At 67.9% G+C, this 4,083-nt stretch carries 5 protein-coding genes and 1 other RNA gene; 3 read left to right on the forward strand and 3 right to left on the reverse strand.

What is annotated here, in order from left to right:
• A partial coding sequence (locus tag Q4C89_RS01600) for a PHP domain-containing protein (protein ID WP_303100860.1) occupies positions 1 to 719 on the forward strand: 719 nt, incomplete at its 5' end.
• Positions 720 to 887: 168 nt separating this feature from the next.
• Positions 888 to 984, forward strand: an RNA gene (gene ffs / locus Q4C89_RS01605) — signal recognition particle sRNA small type.
• 39 nt (positions 985 to 1,023) lie between these two features.
• Here the strand turns inward: ffs and Q4C89_RS01610 are convergent.
• Positions 1,024 to 1,389, reverse strand: a complete 366-nt coding sequence (locus Q4C89_RS01610; protein ID WP_303100861.1) for a hypothetical protein — start codon at positions 1,387 to 1,389, stop codon at positions 1,024 to 1,026.
• Between the two features lie 31 nt (positions 1,390 to 1,420).
• Between Q4C89_RS01610 and Q4C89_RS01615 the strand changes: the two genes are divergently transcribed.
• Complete coding sequence (locus Q4C89_RS01615) at positions 1,421 to 2,170, forward strand: carbonic anhydrase (RefSeq protein ID WP_303100862.1); 750 nt, start codon at positions 1,421 to 1,423, stop codon at positions 2,168 to 2,170.
• Positions 2,171 to 2,208: 38 nt separating this feature from the next.
• On the opposite strand, the gene cobA is transcribed toward Q4C89_RS01615, so the two are convergent.
• Positions 2,209 to 3,699, reverse strand: a complete 1,491-nt coding sequence (gene cobA / locus Q4C89_RS01620) for a uroporphyrinogen-III C-methyltransferase (RefSeq protein ID WP_303100863.1) — start codon at positions 3,697 to 3,699, stop codon at positions 2,209 to 2,211.
• Positions 3,692 to 4,083: DR2241 family protein (locus tag Q4C89_RS01625; RefSeq protein WP_303100864.1), on the reverse strand; the 392-nt coding region annotated here is incomplete at its 5' end. The genes cobA and Q4C89_RS01625, both read right to left, overlap by 8 nt.

Raw genomic sequence — 4,083 nt, forward strand, 5'->3', positions numbered from 1 at the left:
AAAACAACATCGTCTGGCGCGAGGGGGTGCAGGTCATGCGCATGGACCTGCACTGCCACACCGAGGTCAGCCACGACTGCAAGACGGCCCTGCGCGACATCCCCGGCTGGATGCTGCGGACCAACACCCGCGTGATCGCCGTCACCGACCACGACCAGTACCGGGGCGGCCCCGAACTGCGCCGGATCATTGCCGACATGGGCCTGGACGACCGCCTGAGCGTGGTGTGCGGCGAAGAAGTGACCACCAGCGAGGGCGAACTGATTGGCCTGTTTTTGCAAGAACGCATTCCGCCCAAACTGACGCCCGAAGAAACGGTGCGCGAAATCAAGGCCCAGGGCGGGCTGGTGCTGCTGCAACACGGCTTCGACCCGCTCAAGCGCTATCGCCTGCGACCTGAGGCCACCGCCCGCATTCAGGACGACATAGACATCGTGGAAACCTTCAATTCGCGGCTGTCGCGTCACCACTGGAACCGCGAGGCGGCGCGCTGGGCCGAAGCGCACGGGCATCTGCCGCAGTCGGCAGGCAGCGACGCCCACACCCTGCGCGACATCGGGGAAGCGTGGGTCGAAACGCCTTTTCGCCTGATCGCCACGCCCGAAGACCTGCTGCGGGCGCTGCGGCTGGGTCAGGTGGCGGGCCACTGGACGCACCCCGCCTACGCCTACGGCCTTAAGCAGTGGCGCACTTTCAACGGGCGTTTTCGGCGGACCTAATACGGATTCCGCTCCATTCCGCCATAGTCGAAACTACACCGCCTATGGCTCCATTCCGCGAAACCCGTATCTGTTCCTACTCCTTCCAGTCGGATTTCATCCCCCAAGGGGCGGGGGACTCAATCGGAATCCGTACAACCACGCGCCCAAAACTGTGCTACTCTCTTTCCCGCTGGTAAGCACAGCGCGGACGCCTGAACCTGGTCAGAGCCGGAAGGCAGCAGCCATAAGGGATGCTCTTGCGGGTGTGCTTACTGGCTTTTTTTGTGCCTTCAGAACGTGACGCCTCGGTAAATGAGCGGTATCAGCGCGTTTTGGGCAGCAGTACCAGCGCCTGAATCTCTTTGACTTCGGCCAGTTCGCGCAGCCTTGCGCCGTCGAGGTCACCCGCTTTGGCGAGGGCTTCGGCCTTGCGCTTGTCCACAGTGGCGACTTCGAGGGTGGCCGCGTCTCCGAACACCTCGCGGAAGCGTTCCAGCGGGTACTCGACCCGGCGCGTGACCTTAAGCTGGGCGCGGTAGAGGTCGGTTTCGGCCCGTTCGCCGCGTTGCAGGGCGTCCTTGATTTGGGCAGCCAGGGCTTCTTTTTCGGTTTCCAGACCCAGCAGGGTATCGCGCAGGGTGGCGTACCGTTCCAGCAGGTCGCTGAGGCTCTCGGGCGGCTCGGTCATGCGGGCAGGCTAGAGCATTAGCATGGGGCACATGTCGTCCCTGCGTGAAGATGAACTGCAAAGCCGCCTGCTCGACCTGACGCCCGAGGAACTGCAGCGCCGTATCCTTCAAGCGGTGCGGCGCGGGGCGAGCATGGCCGAAATCGCCGACCTCAAGGACTCGGACGTGGCGACCCCCGAGGAAGCGATTCAGGCGCTGATGGACGGCAATGCCCGTTTCTTCGGCGGGCAGGCGCGGCGACCCGAAATCGGGGCCAACGAGCGCCGCGCCCAGATCATGGGCCAGACGCCCTACGCGGCAGTGCTGGCGTGCAGTGACAGCCGCGTGCCCGTCGAACTGGTGTTCGACCAGGGCTTAGGCCAACTGTTCGTGGTGCGCGTGGCGGGCAACGTGGTGGGGGAGGGCGGCCTGGGCACCCTGGAATACGCCATCAAGCACCTCGACGTTCACCTCATCGTGGTGCTGGGACACGAGGGCTGCGGCGCGGTGGCGGCGGCCCTGATGTCCCCCGAGGAAATCGCGCAGGAACCGACCAATCTGCAGACCCTCATCGGGCGGATTAAGCCCAGCGTAGAGCAGTTGCCCACCATCCGCGACAAGAAGGCCAGGATGCGCGAGGCGGTCATCAACAACGTGCGCCATCAGGTGCAAATCCTGCGCCGCCAGCCTGTCGTGCAGGAGGCCGAGGCCAGCGGTCAGATTCGGGTGATTGGCGGCTTCTACGAAATCGGCTCGGGCGCGGTGGATTTCCTGATAGACGAGGACGAACTGCGGGTCTGATCCGGATTCGTTGGATTCGCAGCCCCTTTACTTTCGTACTAAACCGCGCCGAGGGCGCAGGCGCGCTGCACCGCGTCGCCCAGACCGACCAGCGTCGGCTCCTGCGCCAGCACCAACCGGGTAAAGCCCACCTCACGGGCGGCCAGTTCGGTCTGCGGGCCGATAACGGCTGCCGTGAAATCGGTGCCCGCCACGCCCGCCAGCGCCCGCGCTCCGGTGGCCGAGGCCAGGGTGACGACCTGGGCTTCTTGCAACTGAAGCCGCTGGGCCGCCGAAAGGTCGTTGTACTCGCTGCGGTAGGCTTCCAGGGTCACGCACTCGATGCCGCGGGCCGCCAGCGCCGCGTCCAGCACCGGGTCGGGATGCTGCGAACCGATGTGCAGCACGACCTCGCCCGGCTGTGCAGGCAGTTCCGCGCCTAAGTGCCGTGAGCCGGAGCGGGTCGGCACGAAATCGGGGGCCAGACCCAGGTCGCGCAACGCCTGAGCCGTGCCGCTGCCGACGGCGGCCAGTCGAACGCGGGCCAGCACCCGCAGGTCGCGCCCCGCCGCCAGCAGGCTCTGGGAGAGCGCCCGCACCGCCTGTTCGCTGCACAGCAGCACCCAGCCGTCAAAGCCGCCCAGTGCCCCGGCCACTTCCCGCGCTTGCCCCGGCAGGAAGCGCAGCAGCGGAATCTCGCTGACCTGTGCGCCGCGCCCGTGCAGCAGGCTGGCGAGGGTGCTGTCGGCCTGCACGCGGGTGCGCGTGACCGCCACCTGTGCGCCGCGCAGGGGCATCGCTGCCGGGTCGAACCAGTTCAGCTCGGCTTGCAGGGCCGCCACCTCGCCCACGATGGTCACGGCGGGAGCGCCCAGCCCGGCCTCCTGCACGCGCTGCGCCAGGGTGCCCAGCGTGGCCCGCACACTGCGCTGCTGCGGCGTACTCGCCCACTGCACGCAGGCAGCGGGGGTGTGGGGGTCGCGGCCCGCAGCCACCAGGTCGTCCGTGATTTGCCCCAGGTGCCGCGCCGCCATCAGAAACACCAGCGTGTCCACCCCGGCGAGGTCGGCATAGGCGGCGGGGCCGTGGCGGTCTGTCCCGGTCAGGACGGCGAAACTGCGTCCCAGCCCCCGGTGCGTGACCGGAATTCCGGCGTAGGCGGCGGCAGACAGAGCGCTGCTGATGCCCGGCACGATTTCGAAGGCGATTCCGGCGGCGCGGCAGGCCAGGGCTTCTTCGCCCCCGCGCCCAAACACGAAGGGGTCGCCGCCCTTGAGCCGCACCACGCGCTGCCCGCCATTCTCCCTGGCTTTGGCCACCAGCAGCGCGTTGATGTCTTCCTGGGTGGCGGACGGCAAAAAGCCGCGTTTGCCCACATCCAGCACCTCGGCGTGGGGGCAGTGGGCCAGCAGCGCGGGACTCACCAGCGCGTCCACCAGCACCACGTCGGCCTGCGACAGCACCTCGCGGGCGCGGAGGGTCAGCAGGCCGGGGTCGCCGGGGCCAGCGCCGACGAGGGACACGAAAGGACGGGGCAGGGATTCAGGCATGGGCAACCTCTCCAGAAATCAGTTGACGAACGTGGGACACGAGCAGGGTGCAGGCTTCGGGGCAAGGGAGGGGAAAGGCGTCGGCAGCGGGTGGTTCGCCTGCCCACAGCGGCATTCGCAGGCAGCCCGAACAGAGGTCGTGCCGCGCCTGGGCCACCTGCTCCGGCGGGGCGCGGCGCACGCGGGCATAGCGTCCACTTTGCCGCGCCGCCGTTTCGGGCCAGGGTGTGACGGGCAATTTGCCCTGCTCCCACAGGTGCGCCTGCTCCAGCACGGCAGGGTAAACGGCATGCAGCGCGGCCCGCAACTCGGCGGCGTCTACAGCGGCAAACCAGCCACGCGGCAGGGTGCGCCCGGTGCGAATGGGGCGGTGGTGGCCCTCGT

Origin of the sequence: Deinococcus sp., assembly GCF_030523985.1 — a bacterium.
In the GTDB taxonomy this organism is placed as follows: domain Bacteria; phylum Deinococcota; class Deinococci; order Deinococcales; family Deinococcaceae; genus Deinococcus.

Coding starts and splice junctions, on each gene's coding strand:
- Q4C89_RS01610 (WP_303100861.1), bottom strand. CDS start 1,389: ATGACCGAGCCGCCCGAGAGCCTCAGCGACCTGCTGGAACGGTACGCC.
- Q4C89_RS01615 (WP_303100862.1), top strand. CDS start 1,421: ATGTCGTCCCTGCGTGAAGATGAACTGCAAAGCCGCCTGCTCGACCTG.
- cobA (WP_303100863.1), bottom strand. CDS start 3,699: ATGCCTGAATCCCTGCCCCGTCCTTTCGTGTCCCTCGTCGGCGCTGGC.